Genomic DNA, 25,327 nt, shown 5'->3' with positions numbered 1-25,327 from the left:
CACGAGCACGTCGCGGCCGCACGGATCGCGGCCGTCGCAGCAGACACCGCGGGTCCGGGTTCGTCCGGCGCCGCCGTACGAGCCCGCCGGTCCGGTGGTGGCAGCACCGCACGGCCTCGCGACTCCGACGGCCATCCGGCCGTTCCCGGGGTCGGCTCCGGGTGCCGGTTCGGCGCGCAAGACCGCGGTCGCCGCGGCCGAGGCCCGCCGCTTCACCGTTGCGGTGTCCCGGCTGCTGTTCGAGGTGGTCGATCGGCGTCGCTCGGTCGCGCACCTCGGCGACGTCGTGTCGCCGGCGATCGCCGACCAGGTCGCAGCCCTCGTCCGGCACGACGCCTTTCGGATTCCGGAGCCGACCGGAACCGGGACGCCAGGGACCGCATCGACGCCGGCGGCGACGCAGATGTCGACCGGGAATGTGCTGCGGCGCGTGCACGTCCAGGTGTGCGATCCCAGCGCCGCAGAAGTGTTCGGCTCGTACGAGGGGGGTGGGCGGACCCGGGCGTTCGCGGGCCGCATCGAGCGCAAGCCGATCCGGGTCCGTGGCGCCGCGGACCCAGGCCGGCGATCGTTGGGTCGAGTGGAATACCGGTGGCAGCTGGTGGCCCTCGAGTTCGGCTGACGGGTAGCTCCTGCGCAGACCACGGAAATCCGCGTCGACGGCTACGATCGGCGTCGTGGTCACCCGTCTGTCGCCCCGCGACGCGATGTACTACTTCCTCGACGATTCGCGGTCCACGACCCACCTCGGGGCGTTGCTGATCGTCGATCCCGCGGCCGCGCAGGCGACCTCGGAGAACGCCGAATCGGGCGACACCGGATCCGAAGCGTCCGACGCGGCCAGGCGAGCGTCCCGGCAGTCGACGCTCGACTACGCGGGTCTGGTCTCGCTGGTCGAGAACCGCCTTCAACTCATCCCGCGGTATCGCCAGGTCGTCCGCGAGGTGACGCTCGGGCTCGCGCGCCCGGTCTGGGTCGACGACCCCGACTTCGACATCAACTTCCACATCCGTCGCGCGGGTCTGCCGCGGCCCGGTGGAGCCGTCGACGTCGACGAACTCGTCGCCCGGGTGATGTCGCGGCCGCTCGACCGCACGCGACCGCTCTGGGAGATGTATCTCATCGAGGGTCTCGCCGACGGCCGACTCGCGATCCTGACCAAGTCGCACCGATGCCTCATCGATGATGCGGGCAGCCGGGAGATCAGTGAGGTCATCTGCGACGACACCGAGACAGCGGAACCGCTGCCGGAGGAGTTGTGGATGCCGGGCAGGCCGCCGGGCGGCACCCATCTCGTCGCCGGTGCCCTCGCCGAGGCGCTCGCGCGTCCGGGCGACCTCGTGGACACGGTGCTCCACGGCAACGGAATCGTGTCCGAGATGCGGTCCGCCGTCGGCACGACCGTGCGGCGCGTGGGGGACGTGGTGTCGCAACTGACCGATTCGGCGCCACGCAGTCCGTTGAACAACGCGGGCACCACCACCCGGTCCTTCACCACCGTCGCACTGCCGCGACGGGGGTGCGCAAAGGTCGCCGAGCATCACGGTTGCACCATCAACGACGTCGAGCTGGCCATCATCTCCGGCGTCATGCGCAAGTGGATGCTGTCGTTCGATCCGGCCGAGGTCCCTGCCGACACCGTGCGGGTCGTCGTGCCGCTGTCAGCACGCGACCCGGGTGTCGAGCGCACGGCCGAGCCGGAACCCGGGTGGATCGGGGTCGGCAAACCGAGTTTCGTCACCGATCTGCCGGTGGGGGAGAGTAATCCGGCCGTTCGGCTGGCGCAGGTGGCCGGCCTGGCCGACCGATATGCGCAGTCGCCGCGCCGGATGACTCTCGGTCCCAGCCCGCTCTTCCCCGAACTGGGTGTGGTGCCGTTCCCGGAGATCAGCTCTCGGGCGTTCCGGTCGCTGAACAGCCGTGCGTACAACGTGCCGGTGGCGATGAGCACGTCGCCGGTGCCGGACCGTTTCGTCCTCGGCGCACCGGTGCGCCAGGTCTTCTCGATTCCCACCCTCGTGTCGCAGCGTGCGCTGGCGATCAGCGTCGTCGAGTACCGTGACCATCTGCACTTCGCCTTCGTCGCCGACCGCGGAGTCATCGCCGATCTGCCCGCGATGGCCGACTACGTCTTCGAGTCCCACGAAGAGTTGACCCAGAAGAGTTGACCCAGAAGAGCTGACCCAGAAGAGCTGACCCAGCCCCACCGCTGGCCGAACGGGAGTAGTTGACGAATGAGGGTGTACCTGCCGGCGACGTTGGCGATGCTGTTGCGGCTCGATACCGACGGCGAGTTCCGTCCGCTGGGCGGCACGGGATTCGCCCTGACGCCCGCGCTGCGTGAGGCCTTCGTCTCCGGGGACGACGAGGAGCTGTCCGAAGTCGCGCTGCGCGAGGCCGCGCGTGCGTCGTTGCGCCTGCTCGCCGGGGAGGCCCCGGAGGCCGGCGACCGCGAGTCCGAGTCCGAACTGGTCGCCGACGAGGCGGTCACCGACTCCGCGGACACCCCGCGTCTGCCGCCCCGGCGCGTGGTCGTCGCGGCCGACGTGGAGGACGTGACACTGCGTCCCGACCTGGACGACGCGGTGGTCAAGATCGCCGGGCCCGTCCCGGTGTCGGCGATCGCGTCGGTGCATGTCGACGTCGCCGAGGCGGAGCCGAAGGTCCGTGCGGCCGTGGTGGTCATCGACGCCGCCGACATGGGTGACCTCGATGCCGAACTCGCGGTCGGCGACGTCGAGGACTTCGATCTCGCGTGGTACGCGACTCAGGAACTGCCGTTCCTCCTCGAGCTGCTCTGAACCGAACCACTAACCTACGGTTGCGTAGGTTATGGTGGCTCCGACACGTTCCCCGACGTCGAAGGCGGTAAGTGAGATGGGTTTGCTCGAGAGGTTCGAGGAACCGGTTTCCGGCGTCGCGGCCCGCAGCCGCGGCTCGCAGTGGGCCCGCGCCGCGCTCACCCGGATCACGACGCCGCTCCTGCCCGACGACTATCTCCACCTGGCGAATCCGTTGTGGTCGGCCCGCGAGCTGCGGGGCAAGGTCGTCTCGGTGACCAAGGAGACCGAGGACACCGCGACGATCCGCATCCGGCCCGGTTGGGGCTTCTCGTTCGACTACGCCCCGGGTCAGTACATCGGCATCGGCGTCCTGATGGAGGGCCGCTGGGCGTGGCGTTCCTATTCGCTGACCTCGACCCCCGACTCGTCAGCGAACGACAAGACGATCTCGATCACGGTCAAGGCGATGCCCGAGGGCTTCTTGTCCAGTCACCTGGTGAACGGTCTCCAGCCCGGCACGGTCGTCCGTCTCGCCGCACCGCGCGGGGAGTTCGTGCTGCCGGACCCGTTGCCGGCGAAGGTTCTCTTCGTGACCGCCGGAAGCGGACTCACGCCCATCATCTCGATGCTGCGCACCGCACGACACCGCGACCAGCGCACCGACATCACACTCGTGCACTCGACGCCCACGCCGGCCGATCTGCTCTTCGCCGACGAACTCCGGGACCTGGCGGACAGCGGCGTCGTCGACCTGCATGTGCAGTACACGCGAACCGACGGGCAGATCACTCCCGACGTGCTGCCGTCCCTCTGCGCCGACTGGCGCGAACGTCAGACCTGGGCGTGCGGACCCGCCGGGTTCCTCGACGGCCTGCAGCGCCTCTATGCGGAGGCGCACCTGATAGAGCAGTTGCACATCGAGCGGTTCGCCCTCGAACGCGGCGTCGTCGGGGCCCAGGGCGGCACCGTCACGTTCTCGCGGTCCGGGAAGTCGGCGGTCGTCGACGGTGCGACCACGTTGCTCGAGGCGGGGGAGACCGCGGGCGCGATGATGCCGTTCGGATGCCGGATGGGGATCTGCCAGAGCTGCGTGGTCATGCTCGACAAGGGATGCGTGCGCGACCTGCGTTCGGGCGTCGAACACGTCGAGGGCGAGCGCATCCAGACCTGTGTTTCCGCCGCGGCGGGGGACTGCACCCTCGCCGTCTGAGCAGCGTCTTCGTCTCGTGTGGCTCGCGCGCATCGGTGAGCCGGTAGGGTGAACGACGTGCGTGGCGAGAGGAATCTGTTCTGTGGAAACGCCGGCGAAGGCACCAGTGACCGCTGAGGCCCCGGCCCCCAGCGAGATCCCCGTCCTGAGTGACGGAGGCGTCACCCTGCGGCCGCATGAGCCCCACGACCTCGACCGGATGGTCGAACTCGCGGCGGATCCGGTCATGATGCGATGGACCCCGATCCCGGCACCGTACAGTCGTGCGGCAGCCGAGCGCTTCGCCCTCGACTACGCGCCGCGCAGCTGGGCGAAGGGCACCCGGATGTTGTGGGCCGTCGAATTCGACGGCCGGTTCGTCGGCACCGTCGACATCGAGGGCGAGGGACCGCTCACCCGACTCAGCTACGACCTGCACCCCGACGCCCGCGGGTGGGGCGTGATGAAGCGCGCCGTCCTGCTGGCCGTCAACTACGCATTCTCCGAAGCGGACAAAGAGGTCGTCCGATGGACGACCGTCGCCGGCAACATCGACGCGCTGCGGGTGGCCCACTCCTGCGGTTTCCGTCTCGACGCCGCGGTTCCCAACGGCATCGAGGTCCGCGGTCACATCCGCGACGCCTGGGTCGGATCGCTGCACGCAGGCGATCCTCAGCATCCCAAGACCGATTGGCGGACAGACGTTTTCGAGACCGAGCGGTTCCGCCTGCGGCCGCTCGCGGAGACCGACGACCCGCGCATCCGGGAGACGCTCGACGACCCGGTGTCGCGCAAGTACCTGTTCGCGCGCCCCGATCCGCTGGAACTCGAACACGCTGCGGCCGAACGCCTCCGCAAGTGGTGGACGGCCGCGCAGGGCACGACATGCACCTGGGCGGTGGCGGATCGCGAGACCGACGACTACCTGGGCGACATCACCCTGCTGCACATCGACGAGGTCACCGGCGCCGAGGCGGGTTTCTACACGCACCCCGAGGCCCGCGGCAAAGGCGTTCTGGGCGAAGCATTTCCGGCTGCGGTCCGGTACGCCTTCGACAAGCTGGGGTTCCGCCGCCTCACCCTCTTCGCCGCCGACAGCAACGAGGGCAGCAAGAAGCTCGCCCGCATCGCCGGCTTCCGCGAGTTCGGCACACAGAAACTCGCCGCCCGGTCCGACGGCGTCTTCGAGGACCTCGTGGGATTCGAGCTGTTCCGCGACGACTACGAGGCCGACCGCAAGGACTGACTGGTCCCGCCCCGTCGACCATCCACTGTCTCGCGTCGATTGTGCAGCTTCCTCGCCGGCACGGAACCCGTTCCGTTGATCGGTTGAGTCCCGGTTCGTCACACTCACTGGACACGACGCCGTCGCCAACCTACGCTTGCGTAAGTTACGGAAACGTAGGCGTAGGCAGTGGTCGACACGCGCACCTCGAAGTCGCGCCATCGACCGACCACCGGCGAAGGGAACCACACGTATGGCGATCTCTGACATCCCCGAATACGCGCACCTGACCGAGTCCGACGTGGCCGCATTGGGAGCCGAACTCGACGCGATCCGCGCCGACATCGAAGCCGACCGTGGTGAGCGGGATGCGCGGTACCTGCGCAACACGATCCGGTTCCAGCGCGGGCTGGAGGTCACCGGCCGCGCCCTGCTGTTCGGTTCGACTCGGAAGTCGGCCTGGTGGGCGGGTGCGTGCGCCCTCGGCGTCGCGAAGATCGTCGAGAACATGGAGCTCGGGCACAACGTGATGCACGGGCAGTGGGACTGGATGAACGACCCGGAGGTGCACAGCACCACCTGGGAGTGGGACAACACCGACCCGTCGGCGCACTGGAAGCACACCCACAACTACATCCATCACAAGTACACGAACGTGCTGGGCATGGACGACGATGTGGGCTACGGACTGCTGCGCGTCACGCGCGATCAGCGGTGGCGTCCGTTCAACTACGGAAATCTCGTCTACAACACGATTCTCGCGCTCGCCTTCCAATACGGGGTCGCCGTGCAGCATCTCGAGCTGGGCAAGAAGCGCAAGACCCCGGAGGCCCAGGAAGAGTTCCGGCGCAATCGCAACGAGGTCCTGTCGAAGATCGGCAAGCAGGTCGCCAAGGACTACCTCGCGTACCCGGCGCTGGTCAGTGCCGCCACCGGGCACAAGGTCGGGTACGGCCGCGCGTACGCCAAGGCTGCGACCGCGACCGCGCTCGGCAACGTCATCCGCAACGTGTGGAGCAACGCAGTCATCTTCTGCGGTCACTTCCCGGACGGCGCGGAGAAGTTCACCAAGCAGGACATCGACAACGAGACGCAGGCGGAGTGGTACCTGCGCCAGATGCTCGGCAGCGCCAACTTCGACGCCGGATTCCCGCTGGCCTTCATGAGCGGGAATCTGTCGTACCAGATCGAGCACCACATCTTCCCCGATCTCCCCAGCAACCGGTACGCCGAGATCGCGGTACGTGTGCGCGCGCTCTGCGACAAGTACGACCTCCCGTACACCTCGGGTCCGTTCCCGGTGCAGTACGCGAAGGCGTGGCGGACCATCGCCAAGCTCTCGTTGCCGGACAAGTACCTGTCGGCGACCGCGGACGACGCACCCGAGACCGCTTCCGAACGCCGCTTCAAGCAGGGCCTGCCGGAAGGTGCGCGTCTGCAGGCGACGATCGACGAGACGACCGGCGCGCGCCGGGGACTCCGCTCGGCCATTGCGTCGCTCCGCTCCCGGCGGCGAGACCAGGGTTCGCTCCGCTCGCTTCGTTCCCGAATCGGTGTCGATACGTCGGCCGCCCGCTCCGACGAGCAGGCCGCCTGATCGGCGCAGGTCAGACGGCCGGCACACATCGAGACCAAGGCAGTGGCCCCGACAGGGGCATAATGAGGCGCAATGGCAATCACTGATATCAACGAGTACGCGCACCTGACCGACGCCGACGTGGAAGCACTCGGTGCCGAGCTCGACGCGCTCCGCCGTGAGATCGAGGCGGACCGCGGCATGCGCGACGTCCGGTATCTGCGGCGCACCATCTTGGCGCACCGTGCTCTCGAGGTCGCGGGCCGAGCGGCTCTCATGGGCAGCCGTTCCCGGCCGCTCTGGCTGCTGGGCACCGGAGCGCTCGCGCTGTCGAAGATCATCGAGAACATGGAGCTCGGGCACAATGTGATGCACGGGCAGTGGGACTGGATGAACGACCCGGAGGTCCACTCGACCACCTGGGAGTGGGACATGGTGTGCGCGGCGCCGCACTGGAAGCACTCCCACAACTACATCCATCACAAGTACACCAACGTCCTCGACATGGACCACGACGTCGGTTACAAGACGTTGCGGGTCACGCGGGACGAACCGTGGAAGCCCAAGCAGCTCCTCCAGCCGGTCACCAACATCCTCCTCGCGGCGCTGTTCGAGTGGGGCATCGGTTTGCACGACCTCGACATCAAGGACGCGATCTCGGGGAAGAAGCCCAAAGAGGTCGCGATCCCGCAGCTGAAGGTGTTCGCGCGCAAGGTCGGCAAGCAGTTGGCCAAGGACTATGTCCTGTTCCCCGCGCTGTCGGGACCGAATTTCAAGCACACGCTGACCGCGAACCTCAGTGCCAATCTGATCCGCAACGTGTGGGCCTACGTCGTCATCTTCTGTGGTCATTTCCCGGACGGCGCGGAGAAGTTCACCGCGGAGTCACTCGAGAACGAGACGCAGGGCCAGTGGTACCTGCGGCAGATGCTCGGTACGGCGAACTTCGACGCCGGGCCCGCGATGGCCTTCTTCAGCGGCAACCTGTGCTACCAGATCGAGCACCACCTGTACCCTGATCTGCCGAGCAACCGGTATGCCGAGATCGCGGTGCGGGTGCGCGCGCTGTGCGACAAGTACGATCTGCCCTACACCACGGGATCGATTGTGGTGCAGTATCTTCAGACGCTGCGCACGATCAACAAGCTGGCCCTGCCCGACTCGTTTCTGCGCGACACCGCCGATGATGCCCCGGAAACCGCGTCGGAGCGGCGTTTCGCCGGGATGACTCCCCGCGCCGCCGGCCTCAAGACCGCGATCCGCGAGCTGCGCGCCCGGCGTCGCCGGCGGTAGCACGCACTCGGTCACTCCGCTGTCCGTGGCTCCTCGGCCGCGTCGCCCTCACCGCCGCTGACTTCCACCAGGAGGTGGCGCACGGCCATCGCGCGACGATACGAGTGGCCGGTCAGCTCGTCGAGCTTGCATTCTGGATCGGCCGGTGGGCCCAGATGCGTACAGCCGCGGGGACATTCCTCGATGGCGGCGTGCAGATCGTCGAAGGCGGCGACGATGTCGTCGGGTCCGACGTGCGCGAGTCCGAACGACCGGATGCCGGGGGTGTCGATGACCCAGCCACGCGGGCCGGCGTCGTCGGGCAGGGCCAATGCCACCGACTGGGTGGACGTGTGCCGGCCCTTGCCCACTCCCGACACCACTCCGGTCGCCCTATATGCGTCCGGGACAAGACGATTGACCAGAGTGGACTTGCCGACCCCGGAGTGGCCGATGAACGCGGTGATCCGACCGCGCAACGTCGACAGGATCTCGTCGAGCGGGTCGTCGCGGCCCGCGCACACCACCGGCAGGTCGAGATCGGCGAAGGCCGCGGTGAATTCGGCGGGATCGGCGAGGTCCGATTTCGTCAGGCACAGGACAGGCGACAGTCCGCCCACATAGGCCGCGGCCAGTGCGCGTTCGACGAATCCGGTGCGCGGCGGCGGATCCGCCATGGCGGTCACGATGAGGAGCGCATCGGCATTCGCCACGACGATCCGCTCGTAGGGATCGGAGTCATCGGCGGTGCGGCGCAACACCGTTCGACGATCGGCCACCCGGACGATGCGCGCCAGCGTGTCGGGCCGGCCGGACAGGTCGCCGACCACCGACACGTCGTCGCCGACGACGATCGGGGTGCGACCCAGTTCGCGGGCGCGCATCGCGACGACGCGCCGATCCGGGTCGCCGTCGAGCACCACGCCCCAGCGACCGCGATCGACCGAGACCACCATGCCCTGCTCGGCGTCGTCGTGGGACGGTCGCGTTTTGGTGCGCGGTCGGGTGCCCTTCCCGGGACGGACCCGGACGTCGGATTCGTCGTAGCTCGCCGCGCGGCGACTCAACGGCGCGCCTGTCCTCGAGAGCTCATGCGCGCCCCAGCATCTGCTGCCACATCCCCGGGAAGTCGGGCAGCGTCTTGCTCGTCGTCTCGATGTCGGCGACCACCACACCGGGTGTCACCAGGCCGACAATGGCTCCGGCGGTGGCCATCCGGTGGTCGGCGTAGGACTCCCAGGTACCCCCGCGTAACGGGGAGCCGGCGGTGCCGGTGATGCGCAGTCCGTCGCCGGTTTCGGCGCATGTCCCACCAAGGCGGGTGATCTCGGTGGTGAGCGCGGCGAGCCGGTCGGTCTCGTGGCCGCGGAGATGGGCGATCCCGGACAGTACCGACTCGCCGTCGGCGAGCGCGCACAGCGCGGCGATGGTGGGGGTGAGCTCGCCGATGTCCCGGAGGTCGAGGTCGACGGCCTTGAGCACCTCGGGGCCGCGCACCGACAGCGTGCCGTCGAGGTGCTCGACGGCGCAACCCATCGCGGCGAGGACGTCCGCGATCCGTGCACCGGGCTGGGTGGTCACGGCGGGCCAGTACGGCACCCGCACGGTACCGCCGGTGACGGCTGCCGCGGCGAGGAACGCGGCGGCGTTCGACAGGTCGGGCTCGACCGTCCAGTCGACGGCCGCGATCGGTCCGGGTGCAACGCGCCAGACATTCGGTTCGGAGGTGTCGACGACGACGCCGGCCGTCGCCAGCATCTCCACGGTCATGTCGATGTGCGGGGTCGACGGGACGGCCGCGCCGACATGCCGGACCACGACGCCGGCGTCGAAACGCGCCGCCGAGAGCAGGAGCCCCGACACGAACTGCGATGACCCGGATGCGTCGATGGTGACCTCGCCGCCGGGCACGGTGCCGGTGGCGTCGATGGTGAACGGCAATCGATCGCCGTCGACGGCGACACCCAGCCCGCGCAACGCGTCGAGGATGGTGGTCTGCGGCCGTTCGCGCGCGTGGGGATCGCCGTCGAAGACCACGCGCCCGGTGGCCAGGGCCGCGGCCGGCGGCAGGAACCGCATCACGGTCCCGGCGAGGCCGCAGTCGATCGCGGCACCCCGCAGGGGTCCGGGCACGATCGAGACCGTGGTCTCGCTCGCGGGGTCGATGCGGATCTCGGCGCCCAGGGCCTCGAGCGCGGCGAGCATCAGGTTCGTGTCGCGGCTCCGGAGGGTTCCACGGACGGTCGACGGCCCCTCGGCGAGGGCGGCGAGGACGAGAGCGCGGTTGGTGATCGACTTGGAACCCGGCAACTCCACGGTTGCATCCAGGCCGCCTCCGGCGGTTGCATCCAAGCCGCCCTTGGTGATCGTCGGCGCGTTCCAGGAACTCATGGCGTCCAGTCTGTCATGGGGTGCCCACGTTCCCCGGCGCCGATGGGCCGTCCACGGCGATGGGATCCCGATCTATCGCGTGTCCTTGCGCAGCGGGTGATCGGCGGGGATCTGGACGACGATCAGGGTCCGGCCGTCGGGATCGGTCGCGTGCATCTCGATGAGACCCCACGGCTCGGTGCGCGGCTCGCGGGTCACGGGAACGCCGCGGTCGCGGAACTCGTCGGCGACGGCCTCGGCATCCCGGACCTGAAGCCAGAGAACCGAATCGCTGGACGGGGCCGGCTCGTCGGTCTTCATGTGCGACGAGATCTCGATGAGCCCGTTGCCGGCGAAGAACACGACACCACCCGGATACTCGCGGTGGACCGGCAGACCGAGCCGCTCGCGGTAGAACGACTGCAGGCGTTCGGGATCGGCCGAGAGCAGGAGCACCCGGCTGGCCAGGACCTCCATCTACTGCCCCTCGGTGGTGCCGGCGGAGCCGCCCAGGGCGTGTCCGCGGTTGAGGTCGCTCCCGTGGCTCGCGGCCTCGTACGCGGCCCGTTCGCGGGCCAGCCGTTCCGTCTCGCCGATGGGCGTCGAATCGCCGAACGCGAACGCGGAGCCGTGCGGCCACTCGTGCGGGAGGTCGGGGTCGACGATGCGCCCGTCGTCGTCGATCGGCTCGGGATCAGAACTGGGGGACATGGGTTCCACGATAGGCCGAACCGGGCGCGGTGCGCGGGATTCGGGAGCGGCCCGACCGTTGCGCGATCGTGCGGTCGTCGCAGTACAAACGCAAGGTCGGCGGCCTACCGTTGTCGTCGGGGTCGGGCGTTTCGTACGCGATCACCGGGAGGGATCATGACCAGCATCGAGCACCGGACCGAGCACCGAGACTTCGCCGAACCCGACGAGGTACGCACCTTCGGGCACGGGCAGGTGGAGCTACTCACCGTTGGGACGTCGGACATCGGCCGGCTGACCCTGGAACCGGGCTGGCGATGGTCGGTCGACGTCAAACCGATCGCCGGTACCGAACTGTGCGAGGCACCGCACTTCCAGTACCACGTGTCCGGGGTCATCCACGTCGTGATGGCCGACGGCACCGAGTTCGACGCTGGGCCGGGATCGATCACGTCCCTGCCCTCCGGGCACGACGCCTGGGTGGTCGGCGACGAACCCGTGGTCCTCGTGGACTTCTACGGCGCCAGCAACTACGCGAAACAGCAGGCCGGATGACGACCGACCACGGTCCGAACCGAGCCCGTCACGAACCGCGCCGCGAGAACCCGCCCGAGGTGTAACCGTCCCAGGTGTCGAAGAGCCGCAACACCTTCGGGTCGCCGAGGCTCTTGATGTGGTCGGCCAGATCCTTGGGCGCAGCCGGATTGGTGACGATGAACGGGTGCAGCGACGCGTCGTGGTCGGCCAGATAGCGAAGCGTGTCGGCCGGGGTGTCGGGGTCGGCGGCCGCCAACGCGTCACGCGGGTCGAAGGCGGCGGCGCGGACGCCGTCGGCGCCGGAGAGGTCGGTTGAAGCGTCGGGTGCACCGACCACCGCGATGTCGCCGGTGTTGTGGTAATCGACCGGATCGGCGGAGACGCTGCGCGTGTTCAGCAGGAGGTTCAACACGATCGCGGTGAGCGCACCCGCGGAGATCCCCGAATGGAAGATGGTCTGGAACCAGTCGGGGAACTGGGCGTAGAGATCCAGGACCACGTTGACCGGCGCCTCGCCGAGTTCACGGTCGGTGTAGTAGATCTTGGCCTCGGTCAGCATGGCGACACCGACCGAGATCGCGACGACCAGGATGTTGGTGTTGTTCAGCTTCGCCTTCGCGAGCGTCCGGATGCCGCTGGCCGCGACCATCCCGAACAGGGCGACTCCGGCCCCGCCGAGCACTGGCAGCGGTATGCCCTCGACGACGGCGGCCATCTTGGGCAGCAGGCCGAGGACCACCAGGATCACGCCGGCGCAGGTCGCGACGTGGCGGGTCTTGACCCCGGTGATCGCGACGAGGCCGACGTTCTGCGCGAAGGCCGTGTAGGGGAACGTGTTGAACACACCGCCAAGGGCGGTGCCCAGGCCGTCGGCGCGCATTCCGTCGGCCAGCTTGCGCGGGGTGATCTTCTGGTCGACGATCTCGCCGACGGCGACGATGTCGCCGGTGGTCTCGGTCATGATCACGACGCCGACGATGATCATCGAGATGATGGCGCTGACCTCGAAGGTGGGTGCGCCGAACTGGAACGGCTGCGGGATGCCGACCCACGGGTACTCGCCGACCTGATCCCAGTGCGTCATGCCGAACGGGACCGCGATCAGGGTGCCGACCGCCAGGCCGAGCAGGATCGACACCCGGCGGATCGCCGCGGGGGCGAATCGTTCGATGCCGATGATGACGGCCAGGGTGAGGAATCCGAAGGCGATGTTCTTCGGGTCGCCGAAGTCGGGGCCCGCGGCGGTGCCGCCGCCGAACCAGCCGGCCGCCACCCGCATCAGGGACACCCCGATGATGAGGATGATCGTCCCGGTGACCAGCGGCGGGAAGAAGCGGATCAGTCTCCCGACGATCGGTGCGACGGCGATCATGAACAACCCGCACGCGATGACCGACCCGTAGATGGTGGTGATGCCGTACGAGGTCCCGATGGTGATCATCGGGCCGACCGCGGCGAAGGTGACGCCCTGCATCAGCGGGAGTCGGACCCCGAACCGCCAGAACCCCACGGCCTGCAAGATCGTCGCGATGCCCGCCACGAACAGGTCCGCCATGATCAGGTGGACGATGTCACCCTGCTCGAGTTGGCCGGCGCCGACCATCGCGCCGCCGACGATGAGGGGTACCGCGACGGCCCCGGCGTACATGGCCAGGACGTGCTGGAGGCCGAGCGGGAACAGCTTGATGAACGGCGGGATCTCGTCCACCGGATGTGCGGCGGACCTTCCGTTCTTGACGACATCGAGAACCGACATGGTCTTCAGTTCTACGGTTCGCACGTTTCCGTGAAGGCGCGAGCGTGTATCCGCGACGTTTCCGCCAAGATATATCCGTGATGGCCACCGCCTCCCGCCGCAGCGCGGGAATCCTGCTCTATCGCCGGACGACGTCGGCCGACGGTGCCGCTGCCGTCGAAGTTCTCCTCGTGTTCCCCGGGGGTCCGATCTGGGCGCGTAAACCGGACGCGGGGTCGTGGTCGGTGCCCAAGGGGCTCGTCGAACCGGGCGAGGACGAGTGGGCCGCCGCGCGACGCGAGTACGCCGAGGAGATCGGGAGCCCGGTGCCCGACGCCCCGCCGATCGAACTCGGCGAGGTCAGGTTGAAGAGCGGCAAGAGGGTGATCGGATTCGCCGTGGAAGGCGACCTCGACGTCGTGTCGGTCGTCAGCAACACGTTCGAGCTGATGTGGCCACCGCGGTCGGGACGGATGCAGGCGTTCCCCGAGATCGACCGCGCCGAATGGTGTTCCGTCGATCTCGCGCGGACCCGGCTCAACCCCGCTCAGGTTCCGTTCGTCGACCGTCTGCTCGAGGCGCTGGGGTCCGCGGACCCGGCGTCACCGAGGAGGTAGGTGCGCGTCAGGTCTCGCCACAGCGGGAGATGCGGGTCGGTCAGCGGGTCGCGCCGGTCGATGAGGTAGGTGGTCGCCGCGCCGCGCATGCTCGTCAGGAGCAGCGGGTAGAGGGCGGCGTAGCGCGGCGACGCGGTCAACTCGGGACCGAGGAACCCGGCGACCGCGCGCCGGACGGTCTGGCCGATCTCGCGTTCGGTGGGGAGCAATGCCGTCCGCAGATTGGCATTCGTCCGCGCCGCGACCCACAACTCCATCGACGCGACGAAGTACGGCTGGTGGAACGTCGACCACCCGACGTCGGTGGCCAGCGCGATGCGCTGGACCGGATCGGCCGGCCATTCGACGTGGCTGGGCAGTTCGGCGATGCGGGTGCGGGCGAGGTGTCCGACCGCAGCCATCAGGAGGACGTCCCGCGACGGGTAGTGGTGCAACAACCGGCCCCGGCTCACGCCCGCCTCGTTCTGGATGGCGACCGTGCTCGCGGCGGCGTATCCGCGATCGACGAGGACTCGGATCGCGGCATCGAGGATGCGGGTCTGCGTGACCCCGCTGCGTTGCTGCCGCGCGCGCGGGGCGCCGGGAGAGGTGGTCACACGAGGATCGTAGTTCGGCACGGCGCGGATGACCCGCGGCCTCACACGTCGAGGATGTGCGGGAGGCCCGCGCGGTAACGATCGCGGTCGATCTGTTTCAGCGGCTCGAGCATCGGCAGTTCCCAGAGCGGGAAGACGGTCGCCGCGCGGGCGGGGCTGTCGGCCGCGGCGATGATCGCGTTGGTCACCCGGCGGCCGGATTCGTTGGCGCCCTCCATCGTCGCGAGATCGATGTTGCTCCGGACGTGGTCGCCGCCGATGAACAGATTCGGAATCGACGTGTAGGCGTTCGGCCGGTTCTTGTACGAGCCGGCGGTGTTGACCATGAGCGGTGTGGCGTTGGCGATGGACGGCGACCAGGTGATCCCGGGGTCGAGGGACCAGGTGACGATCTCCTCCGAACGCAGGAGCTTCCGGGCCCCCGAGTTCATCGCTCGGCTCATCTGGGCCCACACTTCCCGCGCGATCTCTTGCCGGGTGCACTGTTTGGCGGGTTTGCCGTAGCGGATGCCTGGCTTCTCCCACTCCGAGATGTCAATGGACAGACAATCTTTCACTCGCCCGTCACCGTAGGTGCGCGCGAAGTCGACGTTCCAGGGGCGGGCCTGGAACAGGCCGGTCAGAGCCCAGGGGGTACCCAGCGCGGCGATGTGGCTCGGCGGCATGTCGGCGCGCCGGGACAGGAAGTACTGGATGCCGACCATCCAGTCGTCCTTGAGAGCGTGGATACCGGCCAGCGACGGGTCGGCCGTGACCAACTCGGGCGACAACAACGGACGGAGGCGATCGATGGGCATCGCGGCGACATACCAATCGGCATCGACCGGGGCGCCGGAGGTGAGTTGCGCTCCACTGATCCGGCCGCGCGTCAGATTCAGTCGCGCCAGGCCGGTCCCCATCTCGAAGCGGACGCCGCGACCGCGGAGGTGGGCCACCCACGGGTCGATCCACGCATGATTGGTGGGGCGGTTGAGGATCCGGTCGACGCCGCCGTGTACGAGCCCGGCGTCATATCCGCTGATCAATCCGGTCGCCGAGGTGGCCAGTGCCAGTCCGATCTGGCCGATCGTCCGTGCCGACGCGGTGTCGGGTTTGGCGGCCACAAGCGCTCGCGTGAGGGCGCCCACGAGATATCGCTGATACGCCCGTGACTTGCCCTTGGACTTCACGAACTGCATCCAGGACTGGTTCTCCCACTGGCCGATTCGACGTTCGGTGCAACTGGTCGCGATGATCAGCTCGCGGGTGACGAAGAACGCGAGTTCGGGAGGCGGCACATCGACGACGAACTTGAGTCCGGTCATGAACGCGTTGCGCAGGTTGTCCAGCGTCACGATCTCGTTCGCGTGTTGGACGAAACCCATGATCGATGCCGGGGCGGTGGTCGGGGCATACCCGGAGTCGTCGAAGGCGACGACCGCCGACTCGACGTCGATGAGGTGACGGTCACGAACGTTGCTGTTGCCGACGGGGATTCGCTCCATGGTGTCCGGCACGTGCTGGTAGCAACCCGGGAAGAACCGGAAACCGTGCTCGCCGGGGAGAGCGAGGCGACCACCCCGTGCGGTGCCGGGGACATCGTGGCTGTAGGCCTTGCCGCCGAGGCGCGACGGCTCGTAGACCGTGACCCCGAAGCCGCGCTCGACGAGTTCATGCGCCGCGGACAAGCCGGCCATCCCGCCGCCGAAGATCGCGACGTCGCGGCCGCGACCGGCACCGGAGCGGGGCACCGCCCGCGCCGAGGGGACCGTGACGCCCGGTAGGGCCACTGCGGTACCCGCCAGGACTGCGGCGGCAGCCGATCCGCGCAGCATGGACCGACGCGGAAAGCTGTTCGGCGAGTTGCTTTTCGAAGTGAAAGTGGCGTCCGACATCCCCATGACCCCTTTGTCGACGACTGTCCGAGACGGTGGAGAACAGTCAGCGTTGACTTATCTGCTGTGATGTCTACCACAGCGTCGAAGTGGGTCGGACGGTTTTGGCGAATCGTCTCACGAGGTGCTCTGACGCTCCCCGCGGCTGACTACGACGGTTCGCGGCCGGTGAGGGTGCGTTGGCGAAAGTACTCGTGCAAACCGTCGAAAACGGCATCCGAGACCGACAGCGTGTGTTCGTCGTCGCCGATGAGGGAGAGGCCGCGCAACACGACATCGAGGCCCGGCGCTTCCGGAGCGTCGTAGCGGTCGTCTTCGATGTCGCCTTCGTGGATGATCTCTGCGATCGCCCACAGGACCGGGTCGGTGAGTTCGTACCGTTTCAGGATCGTCTCGAACGTGCAGTCGCCGTCATGATGGCCCAGTTCGACCCCGCGCATGTCGAACGGCGTTGCGTCCGAGGGGATTTCGTCTGCGCTGGTGACGAAGACGAACTCGGCGGCGGGATCGACGTACCGGCGGATCAGCCACGCGCACGCCGCCCGGTCGATGTGCACGCCGGCCCGGGTCGCCCACCTCACGACGGCCTCGCCGGTTCGGTCTCGAGGAGTCGGTCGGCCAGTGTGCGAAGTGCTTGTCGGGCGGTCTCGCGCGACTCGGTCGGAAAATGATCCCGTCGGGTGACCTCACGGAACCTGCGACGCAGGACGCCGAGCTGTTTCGCGGGGTCGGCATGGTCTTCCGCCTGCTGCGCCTCGACGACTATCTCCGCATACTCGGCTCCGCGGGCCAGCTGGAGTTCGGCGCGGATGCGTTCGAATTCGGCCGGGTTGGTGGGCGCGGCCGACCAGACCTCGCCGGATCCGCCTGCGCTGACCGCATCCTCGGCCACCCACTCGAGCTGTTCGCGGGTGCGGGCGCTCGCGGGAAGCAGTACCACCCCATCGGTCAACTGATAGGCGCCGTACTTCCGGAGTTTGCGCCAGATCGCGATCCGCGGCGTCGACGGCTCTCGGGGAACCCGATACACGAGCATCACCCAGTCTTCGGACACTCCAGCACCTCCTCGGCATGCCATCCGATCATGCACCAGCGGTCGATGTCGTGGCCCGCCGCTCACTGCGCGTTCAACTCTGGACAATCTGATTGTAACCGTGGTTGCATCTGCTGGGAGCCGCACGATCGCGGCGTCGTGGGCACGTTGGTGCGTGGTGGAAGGGGTGCGAGTGGCGATGTCGGAGAGATCCGGTCGACCCGGGAGTTCGGATGCGTCGAGACGTGCGGACGGTCCGCCGGAGGCCGAAGGGTCGGCGGCCGTCGAGTCGGGTGACCACGTCGACCCGACCGCGGGGGTCTCGCTGCGGACCGCGACCCGCGCGTGGTTCCTGATCTCGCTGCAGACCTTCGGGGGTCCCGCGGGTCAGATAGCGGTGATGCAGCGAGCACTGGTCGACGACCGGCGCTGGATCGGCCAGCGCCGGTTTCTCCACGCCCTCAACTACTGCATGCTGCTGCCCGGGCCCGAAGCCCAGCAATTGGCCATCTACGTGGGTTGGCTGCTCAACGGAACCGCCGGTGGGCTGATCGCGGGCATCCTGTTCGTCCTGCCCGGGGTGATCGCGATACTCGGGCTGTCGGCGATCTACGTCGCCTTCGGCGCGACGACCATCGTGGCGGCCCTGTTCGCCGGCATCGGCCCCGCGGTGCTCGCCATCGTCGCCCAGGCGGTCACGCGGGTGAGCAAACGGGCGCTCACCGGGCCGGTGCAGATCGCGATCGCGGTCGCCGCGTTCATCGCCCTGGCGGTCTTCGCCGTCCCGTTCCCGATCGTCATCGCCGTGGCCGGCGTCCTGGGCTGGCTGACCGGCCGCCGTGTCGTCGCCGCCCAGAAGGAGGTCGCCGACGACGGGCCCGCGCCGATCATCGCCGACGACGCGATCCACACGGCATCCCCGAGCTGGCGTCGCGCCGGGTTGGTGCTCGGTGTCGGTGCGCTGGCCTGGATCATCCCGATGGGCATCGTCGTGGCGACCACGGGGACGGGCAGTGTGTTCACCCAGCAGGGCACGTTCTTCACGTGGACCGCCCTCATCACCTTCGGCGGCGCCTACGCCGTCCTGGCCTACATCGCCCAGCAGGCGGTCGAGGTCTACGGCTGGGTCACGCCGGGTGAGATGGTGCGCGGACTCGGACTCGCCGAGACGACCCCCGGCCCTCTCATCATGGTCGTCCAGTTCGTCGCGTTCCTCGGCGCCTATCGCGATCCGGGCGGTCTCGACCCCTGGGTCGCGGCGACCATCGGCGCACTCCTGACCACCTGGGTCACGTTCGTGCCGAGTTTCGTGTTCATCTTCCTCGGCGCGCCGTTCATCGAGAAGCTCCGCAACAACCGGCATCTGACGTCCGCGCTGAACGGCGTCACCGCCGCGGTGGTCGGCGTGATCGCCAATCTCGCACTGTATTTCGCACTGCACACGCTGTTCCGGGACACCACGGTCGTCACCGCCGGGCCGTTGCACCTCGCGGTCCCGCATCTCGACACCCTGCGTCCGTTGGCCGTGGTGATCACCGTGATCGCCTTCGTCCTGATCTATCCGCTCAAGCAGTCGGTGCTCCGGACCCTCGGCATCTGCGCGGTGCTCGGCCTGCTCGCCGCCGCCGTCGGCCTGCCCCTGACCTGAACGACCCTGACCTGAACGACCCTGACCTGAACGACCCTGACCTGAACGGGTGTCGTCAGGGCACGAGGAACGGGCGGATCCAGTCGGGCGAGACATCACGGGCGACGCCGGCCGCGGTCTCCTCGTCGACGTCGACGAGAGGGTAGTGCTCGGCGCCCGCCGCGGTGGCGAGGATGAGTGTGGTGACGCCCGCCCGGCGCTGGAAGAGCGACGTACGGCTGGCCCAGCCGATCACACCGTCCCGGTCGACGACGATGCGTTGCCGCGCGACGCTCGGCGGTGCGATGACCACCGAGCGAGAGGTCAGCCGATGCCCGAGGTGCCGGGCGCGGACGACACCGAGCGCGGTCGAGCCGAGAACGGCGACGACCCCCACCGCCAGCCATGGTGTCGGGAGGGCGTGCGTGAGTATCGCGACGCAGATGACGATGAACACCACTGCGCCGGACAGGAATCCGCGGTTGATCCGACGTCGCCCGGCGGTGACGCCGTGTCCGACGAGCGGCGTGGTGAGCTCGGTGCGTTCGTCGGTGACCAGACCGGCCACCCGCATCGCCTCGTCGATCGGTGCCGGTGGCAGCAGAAGCGGGTGCTTGGTGCTGCCGGTGGCGATCGCCTGCAGGCGAGCGCCTTTGAGTGGGCGCATGAGGACCGGCTCGGTGAGGTGACTGCCGCGGATGCGCCGTTCGTCGAAGCTGATCGCGTTGGTGGTCAGCAGTCCGCGTTCGGTGCGCAGGGTCCCGTCGGGGGAGCGGAGGAGCCGGAAGTTCCAGTAATTCAGGACGTACCCCAGAACGGACAGGATGCCGCCGACGACGATCACGAGCAGACAGGCACCCAGCACGACGAGTCCGATCGCGGTCTCGCGGATGGAGTCGACGGCGTCGCGCGCGAATCCGATCCCCTCCGTGAAAACCCCGGCGTCGTTGGCGATCTGCGCGGCGAGGCCGGCGGCGCCCGCGGCCAGTGCGAGCCCGGCGACGGAGAAGGGGGAGTAGCGCAGCCACGAGGTCTGGAACCGTGCCAGGACCGTGGGGTCCTCGGCCGCCACCGGGGCGGTCGGGTCGTCGGGGTCGGTGCCGGCGGGCGCCGACGGTCCCCGCAGGATGCGCGTGGCCATCAGATTGTCGTGCAGCGCCCGCGCCTCGTCGACGGTGAGTGCGGTGAGGACGACCGCCGACGACTCGTCGTCCCCTCCGGTGCCGATCTTGACCTTCTGCAGTTTCAGCACGCGGTGAACCGGGGACGCGGTGAGGTCGACGCTGCGGATGCGGTCCCGGCGCGCGGTCGCGACCTTGCGTGTGACGAGCCCGCTGCGCACCCGGACGTGCTCATCGGTGACCTGGTAGCGCGTGGTCAGCCAGGGCACCACCGTCACGAAGGGCACGATGACCGCGGTGGCGATCAGGGTGAACAGCGGCGCGCCCGAGCCGGCGAAGACCAGCGCGATCACGACCGGGATCAGTGAGGGCAGGAGCTCGACGGGTTTGACGGCCATCATCCACGGCGACAACCGGTGCCAGTCCTCCGGCCCGTCGACGGCGAACGGCTCAGGTCGCGTCATCGGTGAAAGCCTGTGTGCGGATGGTCAGATCGGCGGCGGTCGTCCGTGCGACCTCCGCGTCGAGACCGGCGATGTGGATCGTCCCGGCCGACGACGCCGTGGTCACGGTGAGGGTCGCCAGCCCGAGGAACTGTTCGATCGGCCCGGCCTCGGTGTCGACCACCTGGATCCGGGCGATCGGGATGATCACGCGGTGCCGGACGAACCAGCCCGATTGCGAGTACACCGCGTCGTCGCTGACCTCCCAGCGGTGAAAGCGGTAACGCCACTGCGGGACAATCGCGACCCAGGCGACGGTCACGACGACCACCGCGACCGCGGCGAGCACCGCGATCCATCGCGTCTGGTCGACGACGACGGCCACCACGACGGCGGCGACCACGCCCAGGACCCCGAGGACGAGCGGGCCGATGCGCCACAGGGTCTTGGCGCGTGGATCGACACTGTTGACCGGGTCACGCAGGGTGGGGTGCACCGGCACGGTCGGATCAGATGAGGGCTCCATTGCCGCCAGTCTAGGGGTGGATTCCCCGATGCTAGGTGACGGTGATGCCGCCGTCGACGGGCAGCGTCTGGCCGGTGACGTATCCGGCTGCGGCCGAGGACAACCAGATCGCGGTGGCAGCGAGTTCCTCGCCGTGTCCGGTCCGGCCGAGGAGTACCCGGGGCATCTGGGAGTCGAGATATCCCGGTTGGTAGGTGTCGGTCATCTCGCTCTCGAAGAATCCGGGGGCGATGGCGTTGACGCGAATGCCCTTGCGCGCGCCCCATTGCTGGGCCAGGTCGCGGGTGAGGCCGATGACGCCGGCCTTGCTCGCGGCGTACGCCGCCTGCGGCAGCCCGGCGGTGGTGATGCCGAGGATCGACGAGATGTTGATGATCGAGCTACCCGGTTGCATCACCCGCCCGCAGGCCTGGGCCATCCAGTAGGAGCCGTTCAGGTTGACGTCGATGACGCCGCGGAACTGTTCGGGGGTCTCGCGGGTCGCCGGGTACGCGGTCCCGACGCCGGCGTTGTTGATGAGCACGTCGACCTTGCCGAAGGTCTCCATCGCGGCGTCGACGACCCGCTGACACTGCTCGGGGTCGGCGACATCTGCGGGGACCACCAGCGCCTTGCGGCCGAGTTCCTCGACGGCGGCAGCGGTGTCGGCGAGCTTCTCCGCCCGGCGCGCGGCGAGTACGACATCCGCGCCCGCCTCGGCGAAACCGCGGGCGAACGAGACCCCCAGCCCGGACGAGGCACCGGTCACGATGACCACCTTGCCGGTGGTGTCGAACAGATCCATCACGGACATCGTTGTCTCCCTTGAGTACTCAGCACGGTGACCGACGCGGGGCGCCGGTCGAGTCGGAATCGGCGTCAGAACCAGGACGGTTCTACGTCGAGGGTGGTGCGGTCGAGTGCGGTCAGCAGATCGAGCTGTGGGCCGGTCTTGGGTAGTTCATACCGGAAGAAATACTGTGCCGCAGCGCGTTTGCCGTCGTAGAAGTCACCGGTCCGGCCGTCGGCGGCGAGGAGTTGTTCGAGCCAGATCCAGGCGATCACGATGTGGCCGGCCGTCTCCAGGTAGATCGTGGCGTTGGCCAGCGACAGCTTCGGGTCGCCCGCCGACCAGATGTGCGCGGTCACCTTCACCAGCCGGTCCACCACCGCGTGCAGCGTGTCGGCAAGGGTGTCGAGTCCGTCGACAGTCCGTGCGCGGGCGACGGTGGCCTCGATCGTCTCGGCCAGCGCGGCGAGACCGGCCCCGCCCTGCATGATCACCTTGCGCCCGAGCAGGTCCAGGCCGTGGATGCCGTGGGCGCCTTCGTGGATCGGGTTGAGCCGGTTGTCCCGGTAGTACTGCTCGACGTCGAACTCGCGGGTGTAACCGTATCCGCCGTGGACCTGGATCGCGAGGCTGTTCGCCTCGAGACACCACTGGGAGGGCCAGCTCTTCGCGATCGGGGTGAGTACCTCGAGCAACAGGTTCAGCCGGTCGCGTTCGGCGGGGTCGGTCGTGGTGGCCGCCTCGTCGACGAGGGTGCTGCAATACAACCCGAACGCGAGAGCGCCTTCGACGTAGGACTTCTGGGCGAGCAGCATGCGACGCACGTCGGCGTGTTCGATGATCGGGACCGGTTTGGTCGACGGGTCCTTGTGGTCGACGGGTCGGCCCTGCGTGCGCACCTTCGCGTAGTCGAGGGAGGCCCGGTACCCGGCGTAACCCAGTGCGGTGGCGAGGAATCCGACGCCGATGCGCGCCTCGTTCATCATGTGGAACATGTAGGACAGGCCGCGGTGTTCGTCGCCGACGAGGTAGCCGACAGCGCCGGGAGCGGAGCGAGCGGGCTGATCGTCCACAGCGCCGGGAGCGGAGCGGGCGGGCTGATCGTCCACAGCGCCGGGAGCCGTCTGGGTGGAGTCGGCGGGGAAGGTGCCGTCGCCGAAGTTGAGCAGGGTGTTGGTGGTGGCGCGGTTGCCCATCTTGTGGTTGAGGCCGACGAGCGCGACGTCGTTGCGTGTTCCGTCGGCGAGGTATTTGGGCACGATGAACAGCGAGATGCCCTTGACGCCGGGGCCGCCGCCGGGGATCTTCGCCAGGACGAGATGGACGATGTTCTCGGTGAGTTCGTGGTCTCCGCCCGAGATCCACATCTTGGTGCCGGTGATGCGGTAGGTGCCGTCGCCGGCGGGTTCGGCCTTGGTGGTGATGTCGGCCAGCGACGAGCCGGCCTGTGGCTCGGACAGGCACATCGTGCCGGAGAAGCGGCCTTCGACGAGGGGACGGACCCAGGTGTCGCGTTGCTCGGGGGTGGCGTACTCGGCCAGCAGGTTCGCGTTGCCGACGGTGAGGAAGTTGTACGACGACATCGCGGCGTTGGCGGCCTGGAACCACACGGCGGAGGCCTGGCGGATGACGGTGGGCAGTTGCATGCCGCCGAGTTCGTCGTCGAAGGAGGCCGAGATGAGACCGGCCTTGCGGTACTCGGTGAGGCCGGCGACGATCTCGTCGGGCAGGACGACCTTGCCGTCGTCGCCGATGTAGGGCTCGTTGGCGTCGCCGATCTTGTTGGCGGGTGCGAAGCACTTCGTCGCGATGTCGGCGCTGAGTTCGAGCACGGCGTCGAAGGTCTCCCGCGAGTGTGCCGAGAAGCGTTCCCGCGAGGTCAGCGCCTCGACATCGAGCCATTCGTAGAGCAGGAACTCGAGGTCCCGCCGGGACATGGGTGTGGTCATCGCACTTCCTCGTCGGTCAGGTGGGCGGACGCTGATGCGCGGATGTCCGTCGCCCGTCCATCATGCCCCGGCACGCCGCGGCCGCGTGCGAGACCCCGGCCCGTTCGTCACACGGTGCGGCAGGGCGTACGTCTCACTATGAGACGACGACGAACCCGCCCGGTGCGATGCGCGCACTGGGCGGGTACGGGGGAGGAGCTGCTAGAGCTCGGTGTCGGGGGTGGCGAACGACCCGGACGGAAGCAGCGGATCGTTGAGACGCTGGGCGTACTGGTCGAAGTAGATTCGCGCGATCAGCTCGCGCCGGCTGCGGACGCCGGCCTTGTCGAAGATCGATTTGAGGTGGTCCTGCACGGTGTAGGCGGAAACGTGCAGGGCGGTGGCGATGTCCTTGGTGGCCACGCTCTGCAGCACCATCTGGGTGACGTCGCGTTCACGGGCCGTGAGCCCGAACGCCTCGACGACCAGCGGGATGATCTCGGGCGGGCGGGCCTCCTCGATGGTCACCACGACCTCGCCGACCCGGCCGTCGGCCGACGACAGCGGCGACGCGTGGATGACGAGCCACATGCCCGACGCCCCGCGCACCCGGAGGCGCGGCGGGACGGAGGACTCACCCGAGCCGTAACGGCGTGCGGCTCCGATCAGGCCGTAGATCGGGTTCATCACCGCCGCGCCGTTCGGACCGGACGCGAGGTCGGCGATGCGCTCCTGGCTGCCGGCGCTCATCTGCACGATCTCGTTGCTGCGGTCGATGATCAGCACCGCCGGGCCGTGGCCGGTCGGCGGTGGCGGACTCGGCGCGTCGACGGTGGCAGGGGCGGCGGCACTCGCCCCGCCGGCGACCACACTGCTCAGCAACCCCACGCGCACGCCGTAGGCGAGAGTGCGCGACAGCGAACCCAGGAAGTCGATCTCGTCGGCGTCGAAGGGCCGGCATCCGGCCCCGCTGCGGAACATCGCGATCCCGGCCCACGCCCGGTCCCCGTCACGCAGCACCAAGCGGGCCTCGTCGTGGAAGCAGTATTCGGGAATCATCAACTGCGACATCCGATTGGACCGTTCGGTGGCGCCCCGGTTGAGGAGGTTGAGTCCGACCGCATCGCGTTTGGCGGCCACCATCTCGCGGTATGCCGTCGGCTCGACCTGCCCGTATTCGAGGAGACCCCAGTCCGGGTCCCGGTGATCCTCGCCGAGCAGTGATCCGTACTTGCGGGCGCTGGTGAGCAGGACGGTGTTGGGATCGAAGGTGCCGATGCAGACCGCGTCGACGGGCACCGCGCGGCTCAGGGAGGCGACGGTCTCGGCGAAGAAGTCGTCGAGACCGAGGCCGGCGTGGGCCACGACCTCGATGTCGCGGCGCACACGCTCGGCGGTCAGACTCGATGTCATTCG

The 25,327-nt window shown here is 68.6% G+C and carries 24 protein-coding genes; 10 read left to right on the top strand and 14 right to left on the bottom strand.

The genetic code is table 11. From position 1 onward, the window contains the following. The first annotated feature begins 97 nt into the window (after window positions 1-97). The 7 genes from JW364_RS10275 (at window position 98) to JW364_RS10245 (ending at window position 8,066) form a co-directional block, all read left to right on the top strand. Entirely contained in the window at window positions 98-622 is a 525-nt protein-coding gene (locus JW364_RS10275) for an Rv3235 family protein (RefSeq protein WP_307814767.1), read from the top strand. A gap of 55 nt (window positions 623-677) precedes the next feature. Beyond that, window positions 678-2,168 (top strand): wax ester/triacylglycerol synthase domain-containing protein, encoded by a 1,491-nt coding sequence (locus tag JW364_RS10270; protein WP_058251939.1) that lies wholly within the window; start codon window positions 678-680, stop codon window positions 2,166-2,168. A 66-nt stretch (window positions 2,169-2,234) separates the two neighbouring features. Further along, window positions 2,235-2,801 carry a hypothetical protein gene (locus JW364_RS10265; protein WP_058251938.1) on the top strand — a complete coding sequence of 189 codons (567 nt, stop codon included), beginning with the start codon at window positions 2,235-2,237 and terminating at the stop codon, window positions 2,799-2,801. 76 nt (window positions 2,802-2,877) lie between these two features. Continuing rightward, window positions 2,878-3,993, top strand: coding sequence for a ferredoxin reductase (locus JW364_RS10260; RefSeq protein WP_205333217.1), 1,116 nt, complete (start codon window positions 2,878-2,880; stop codon window positions 3,991-3,993). Between the two features lie 82 nt (window positions 3,994-4,075). Further along, a complete protein-coding gene (locus tag JW364_RS10255; protein WP_091344369.1) occupies window positions 4,076-5,218 on the top strand; it encodes a GNAT family N-acetyltransferase in 1,143 nt (380 codons plus the stop codon). Between the two features lie 232 nt (window positions 5,219-5,450). Further along, window positions 5,451-6,794 (top strand): fatty acid desaturase, encoded by a 1,344-nt coding sequence (locus JW364_RS10250; protein ID WP_065631850.1) that lies wholly within the window; start codon window positions 5,451-5,453, stop codon window positions 6,792-6,794. A gap of 72 nt (window positions 6,795-6,866) precedes the next feature. Next, complete coding sequence (locus JW364_RS10245) at window positions 6,867-8,066, top strand: fatty acid desaturase (RefSeq protein ID WP_065631851.1); 1,200 nt, start codon at window positions 6,867-6,869, stop codon at window positions 8,064-8,066. A gap of 11 nt (window positions 8,067-8,077) precedes the next feature. On the opposite strand, the gene rsgA is transcribed toward JW364_RS10245, so the two are convergent. The 4 genes from rsgA to JW364_RS10225 form a co-directional block, all read right to left on the bottom strand. Continuing rightward, window positions 8,078-9,112, bottom strand: a complete 1,035-nt coding sequence (rsgA, locus tag JW364_RS10240; RefSeq protein WP_205333216.1) for a ribosome small subunit-dependent GTPase A — start codon at window positions 9,110-9,112, stop codon at window positions 8,078-8,080. A 22-nt stretch (window positions 9,113-9,134) separates the two neighbouring features. Continuing rightward, on the bottom strand, window positions 9,135-10,436 hold the full coding sequence (gene aroA / locus JW364_RS10235; RefSeq protein WP_205333215.1) for a 3-phosphoshikimate 1-carboxyvinyltransferase: 1,302 nt from the start codon (window positions 10,434-10,436) through the stop codon (window positions 9,135-9,137). Window positions 10,437-10,508: 72 nt separating this feature from the next. After that, window positions 10,509-10,892 (bottom strand): VOC family protein, encoded by a 384-nt coding sequence (locus tag JW364_RS10230; protein WP_058251932.1) that lies wholly within the window; start codon window positions 10,890-10,892, stop codon window positions 10,509-10,511. Then, entirely contained in the window at window positions 10,893-11,126 is a 234-nt protein-coding gene (locus JW364_RS10225; RefSeq protein ID WP_058251931.1) for a hypothetical protein, read from the bottom strand. 156 nt (window positions 11,127-11,282) lie between these two features. On the opposite strand from JW364_RS10225, the gene JW364_RS10220 reads away from it, so the two are divergent. Continuing rightward, window positions 11,283-11,660 carry a cupin domain-containing protein gene (locus JW364_RS10220; protein WP_058251930.1) on the top strand — a complete coding sequence of 126 codons (378 nt, stop codon included), beginning with the start codon at window positions 11,283-11,285 and terminating at the stop codon, window positions 11,658-11,660. A 28-nt stretch (window positions 11,661-11,688) separates the two neighbouring features. Here the strand turns inward: JW364_RS10220 and JW364_RS10215 are convergent, their stop codons facing one another. Continuing rightward, window positions 11,689-13,398, bottom strand: coding sequence for a nucleobase:cation symporter-2 family protein (locus JW364_RS10215; RefSeq protein WP_205333245.1), 1,710 nt, complete (start codon window positions 13,396-13,398; stop codon window positions 11,689-11,691). An 80-nt stretch (window positions 13,399-13,478) separates the two neighbouring features. Between JW364_RS10215 and JW364_RS10210 the strand changes: the two genes are divergently transcribed. Continuing rightward, a complete protein-coding gene (locus JW364_RS10210) occupies window positions 13,479-13,994 on the top strand; it encodes an NUDIX domain-containing protein (RefSeq protein WP_065631856.1) in 516 nt (171 codons plus the stop codon). Here the strand turns inward: JW364_RS10210 and JW364_RS10205 are convergent. From JW364_RS10205 to JW364_RS10190, 4 genes are all read right to left on the bottom strand, one after another. Then, window positions 13,925-14,590, bottom strand: a complete 666-nt coding sequence (locus tag JW364_RS10205) for a TetR/AcrR family transcriptional regulator (RefSeq protein WP_068970092.1) — start codon at window positions 14,588-14,590, stop codon at window positions 13,925-13,927. The genes JW364_RS10210 and JW364_RS10205 overlap by 70 nt on opposite strands. A 41-nt stretch (window positions 14,591-14,631) precedes the next feature. Continuing rightward, window positions 14,632-16,404 (bottom strand): FAD-dependent oxidoreductase, encoded by a 1,773-nt coding sequence (locus JW364_RS10200; protein ID WP_374100812.1) that lies wholly within the window; start codon window positions 16,402-16,404, stop codon window positions 14,632-14,634. A 209-nt stretch (window positions 16,405-16,613) separates the two neighbouring features. Beyond that, window positions 16,614-17,045: a chromate resistance protein ChrB domain-containing protein gene (locus tag JW364_RS10195; RefSeq protein ID WP_205333213.1), complete on the bottom strand. Its 432-nt coding sequence runs from the start codon at window positions 17,043-17,045 to the stop codon at window positions 16,614-16,616. Then, a complete protein-coding gene (locus JW364_RS10190) occupies window positions 17,042-17,518 on the bottom strand; it encodes a Chromate resistance protein ChrB (RefSeq protein WP_068970084.1) in 477 nt (158 codons plus the stop codon). The genes JW364_RS10195 and JW364_RS10190 overlap by 4 nt, the downstream gene beginning before the upstream one ends. Window positions 17,519-17,690: 172 nt before the next feature. Between JW364_RS10190 and chrA the strand changes: the two genes are divergently transcribed. Then, a complete protein-coding gene (gene chrA, locus JW364_RS10185; protein ID WP_068970085.1) occupies window positions 17,691-19,145 on the top strand; it encodes a chromate efflux transporter in 1,455 nt (484 codons plus the stop codon). Window positions 19,146-19,200: 55 nt separating this feature from the next. On the opposite strand, the gene JW364_RS10180 is transcribed toward chrA, so the two are convergent. The 5 genes from JW364_RS10180 to JW364_RS10160 all read right to left on the bottom strand — a co-directional run bounded on the left by JW364_RS10180 (window position 19,201) and on the right by JW364_RS10160 (window position 25,324). Continuing rightward, the gene (locus JW364_RS10180; protein WP_078113337.1) at window positions 19,201-20,709 is read right to left on the bottom strand and encodes a PH domain-containing protein; all 1,509 of its coding nucleotides are present in this window, start codon (window positions 20,707-20,709) and stop codon (window positions 19,201-19,203) included. Further along, entirely contained in the window at window positions 20,696-21,214 is a 519-nt protein-coding gene (locus JW364_RS10175; RefSeq protein WP_078113338.1) for a PH domain-containing protein, read from the bottom strand. The genes JW364_RS10180 and JW364_RS10175 overlap by 14 nt, the downstream gene beginning before the upstream one ends. A 31-nt stretch (window positions 21,215-21,245) precedes the next feature. After that, window positions 21,246-22,007: an SDR family NAD(P)-dependent oxidoreductase gene (locus JW364_RS10170; RefSeq protein ID WP_065631863.1), complete on the bottom strand. Its 762-nt coding sequence runs from the start codon at window positions 22,005-22,007 to the stop codon at window positions 21,246-21,248. A 65-nt stretch (window positions 22,008-22,072) separates the two neighbouring features. Next, window positions 22,073-23,932, bottom strand: a complete 1,860-nt coding sequence (locus JW364_RS10165) for an acyl-CoA dehydrogenase (RefSeq protein ID WP_205333212.1) — start codon at window positions 23,930-23,932, stop codon at window positions 22,073-22,075. Between the two features lie 201 nt (window positions 23,933-24,133). Further along, the gene (locus JW364_RS10160) at window positions 24,134-25,324 is read right to left on the bottom strand and encodes a helix-turn-helix transcriptional regulator (protein ID WP_205333211.1); all 1,191 of its coding nucleotides are present in this window, start codon (window positions 25,322-25,324) and stop codon (window positions 24,134-24,136) included. Between the last annotated feature and the right edge of the window lie 3 nt (window positions 25,325-25,327).

The organism is Gordonia sp. BP-119 (genome assembly GCF_016924115.1).
GTDB classification, from domain to species: Bacteria; Actinomycetota; Actinomycetes; order Mycobacteriales; family Mycobacteriaceae; genus Gordonia; species Gordonia hongkongensis.
The sequence above is the reverse complement of the archived record's forward strand: the minus strand, read 5'-3'. Positions and strand labels throughout refer to the sequence as shown.